This is a genomic window from Roseovarius sp. MBR-154 (assembly GCF_053628595.1).
This window is the reverse complement of record NZ_JBRJGR010000064.1, coordinates 1-2018: the sequence shown is the minus strand read 5'-3', so window position 1 is coordinate 2018 and position 2018 is coordinate 1. Positions and strand designations below refer to the sequence as shown.

The window sequence follows — 2018 nt, the reverse complement described above, 5'->3', positions numbered from 1 at the left end:
CCAGAAGCACAGGACCAAAGACAGCCGAATCTCACAGTTAAGGACAAAACTCGACGCTCAAAGCGCCATGTCTCAGATTTAAAGGCAAAGCGACACAGCCGATCACCATCGGCACCTACTGCACGATCTGTCTCATGGCGGCGTTGGCCATGCTGATCATGATCCCGTTCTCGCTCGATGAGATTGTCGCGATGGTGCAGTTCATGGTCTGGAATACGCGCCGGGGCAGACCGTTCTGGCGCGCGTTCTTCAGGGGCGATGCTCTGCCCGGTGGCACGACGGGGGGCCAAATGAGCTTCGACGCGCGACCGATGCAGATCTTCCGACAAAGCGCACGCGGCGTGACTGTTCCATGGACACTCGGGCTGAGTGCTGCGATCGGGGCCTTCCTGATGCTGTCGCGCGCGATCTTTGGCAATGAAGCAGCGATGGCGAACAGCGATCACCTGCTGGGCGCACTGGTCCTGACCACCGCGGTCATCGCCTGGGCCGAGGTCGCGCGCCCGTTGCGGTTCCTTAACATCCTCTTCGGCCTCTGGCTCGTCATCGCGCCCTGGCTTCTGGACGGAGGCACGGTGGCGGGCAGCCTTGTCGGTGTCCTCGCCGGGATCGCTCTCATCGCGCTCAGCCTGCCTCGCGGGAAGCGCAGCGAGGAACACTATGGCAGCTGGGACAGGTTCATTGTCTGAAGGGTAGTCGCAAAAAGATTTCCAAGCGTCCTTGACCTTCCGGTAGGTGGAAACCCTATCTGGTGTTTCAAGGAAAGGATTGCCTGCCATGAACATCGGAAATGTTTCGGAACAGAGCGGATTGCCGGCAAAAACCATCCGGTATTACGAGGATATCGGACTCGTGCAACCATCGCGGCGTGAAAACGGGTACCGCGATTTCACTGTTCAGGATCTTCACAAGCTGGCGTTTCTCGGCCGGGCGCGGTCATTGGGTTTCAGCATCGAGGAATGTCGCACGCTGTTGTTATTGTACGAGGATCGTGAGTTCTCCAGCGCCAACGTCACGGCGATCGCCCGGAGCCATATCGCGCGGGTGGATCATAAAATCGAGGAGCTCCAGGCACTGAGCGCGACGCTTCGTGATTTTGTCGTTCGGTGTCATGGCGATGATCGTCCGCTTATGGATGATTTGGCGCGTTCCAATTTCACGAAAGCGCGACGACATCCCGCTGGAACAACCCTTTGAGGTCTGGAGCCCCGGCGATGAATGGCAATACCGTTGCGATGCAGAAAGGCTGTACAAGCCACAAAAGCGGCCAGTGGTATTCACGCCTTAACTACCTCCGGCCAGCGCATATCCGCACGGGCAATAAAGCCGGGAATATCTGCTTGCCAGCGGCGCTGGATATCGTCGTTGAAGTTCAGAAACAGACGATCCTCGACAATCGACCAGTTCTTCGGCTGGGTGCTGTAAAGTTTGCCTTTTGCAGCAACCGCCCAAGCACAAAACCCGCCATATTGCGGCGAAAAACGCTCGGGCTCGTCGACAAAGGCGTTGCGGTTGCCAGCAGAGGCAAATCGCCAGGTTGCACCGTTCCATACCGCTTTGATCGCCGCATCCCCGACGACGGGGCGACGATCTTCAAAATAGGCGACAGGATCAATGCCGCGAATCGCGAGCCCGTCAACCGTAAATACCGGCGCGGGTGGCAGCTCCTCGAAATTCGGAGAGATTTGCCGGAAGCCAACATATCCGCCAGCAGCGAGCAAAGCCGTTCCTCCGATTGCGAAAAAGTGGCGCCTAGTGAAGTTGACCATTCCAAAACGCCTTCCTGCTTTCTACCGAGTCAAAACGCGATCAGTTCTCCAGACATAGTATGCCGTACAAGCCATTTGGAGTCGGCTCTCGCAATGGTGTGCGCCTCATCTGGAAAAGCGCGCCAGGTGACCAATGGACAGCTACAGCCGGTTTTGTCAACGGCGGAGTAAAACCCGACCAAAGGGCGGCGCAAAAGTAGGCCACTTTGGGGTTGGGCGTGAAGGGCGCATAGAGCGCTGGCGGCCAGT

3 protein-coding genes are annotated in these 2018 nt (G+C 57.7%); 2 read left to right on the top strand and 1 reads right to left on the bottom strand.

What is annotated here, in order from left to right; all coding sequences use genetic code 11:
* Positions 1–149: 149 nt before the first annotated feature.
* Both ACSSV4_RS23155 and ACSSV4_RS23150 read left to right on the top strand, forming a co-directional pair.
* Entirely contained in the window at positions 150–689 is a 540-nt protein-coding gene (locus ACSSV4_RS23155) for an SPW repeat domain-containing protein (RefSeq protein ID WP_454277330.1), read from the top strand.
* Positions 690–777: 88 nt separating this feature from the next.
* Positions 778–1197 carry a MerR family DNA-binding protein gene (locus ACSSV4_RS23150; protein ID WP_454277329.1) on the top strand — a complete coding sequence of 140 codons (420 nt, stop codon included), beginning with the start codon at positions 778–780 and terminating at the stop codon, positions 1195–1197.
* 80 nt (positions 1198–1277) lie between these two features.
* Here ACSSV4_RS23150 and ACSSV4_RS23145 read toward each other — a convergent pair whose 3' ends face one another.
* Positions 1278–1769 (bottom strand): YHS domain-containing (seleno)protein, encoded by a 492-nt coding sequence (locus ACSSV4_RS23145; RefSeq protein ID WP_454277328.1) that lies wholly within the window; start codon positions 1767–1769, stop codon positions 1278–1280.
* Between the last annotated feature and the right edge of the window lie 249 nt (positions 1770–2018).